Genomic DNA, 900 nt, shown 5'->3' on the forward strand with positions numbered 1-900 from the left:
CTAAGAGGTCATAACAAAATGTGTATGTGGCGCGACATGTAGTGATGGTCGGGTGTGGTGTGGGCGGGTGCGTAAGGGCGAGCAACCCCCGTGGATCGTGCCCGACAGCCTGTGGGAGCGGATCGAGCCGCTGCTGCCGAAGGTGGAGCGCCGCAGGCGTCACGCCGGGCGTAAGCGGTTGGAGGACCGCAGGGTGTTGTGCGGGATCTTGTTCGTGTTGCACACCGGGATCCGGTGGGAGTTCCTGCCCCAGGAGCTGGGGTTCGGGTCGGGCATGACGTGCTGGCGGCGGCTGGCCGAATGGCACCGGGCCGGGGTGTGGGAGCGGCTGCACCGTCTGCTGCTGGAAGAACTGCACGCCGCCGGGCAGCTGGACTGGTCCAGGGCGGTGATCGACAGCTCCCACGTACGGGCTTTGAAGGGCGGCCCAAAACCGGTCCGAGCCCGGTCGACCGCGGCCGGCCGGGCTCCAAACACCACCTGCTGACCGACGGCCACGGCACCCCGCTCGCCTTGTCGCTGACCGGCGGGAACCGCAACGACGTCACCCAGCTGATGCCATTGCTGGAGGCGGTGCCACCCGTGCGCGGCCGGATCGGTCGACCTCGTCGAAGACCCGGGCGGCTGCTGGCCGACCGCGGCTACGACCACGACAAGTACCGGCGCCTGGTGTGGGCCAAGGGCATCAAACCGGTCATCGCCCGCCGCGGTACCCCGCACGGGTCCGGCCTGGGTGTCCACCGCTACGTCGTCGAACGCACCATCGGCCTGCTGCACTGGTTCCGCCGCCTGCGCATCCGCTGGGAGATCCGCGACGACATCCACGAAGCCTTCATGACCCTCGCCGCAGCCATCATCTGCTGGCGACGCCTCGTCCGCTGATTCTGTTAGGACCTCTAA

General features: G+C 68.2%; 1 protein-coding gene. It reads left to right on the forward strand.

Annotated features, from left to right (window positions below):
* The first annotated feature begins 94 nt into the window (after window positions 1-94).
* Window positions 95-882 (forward strand): IS5 family transposase gene (locus ABD296_RS49425; protein ID WP_344285476.1). Its coding sequence is split into 2 segments (ribosomal slippage): window positions 95-428 and window positions 428-882, totalling 789 coding nucleotides; the frame shifts between segments, so codons are not numbered across the junction.
* The last annotated feature ends 18 nt before the right edge of the window (window positions 883-900 follow it).

Source organism: Actinomadura napierensis (assembly GCF_039529375.1).
In the GTDB taxonomy this organism is placed as follows: Bacteria; Actinomycetota; Actinomycetes; order Streptosporangiales; family Streptosporangiaceae; genus Spirillospora; species Spirillospora napierensis.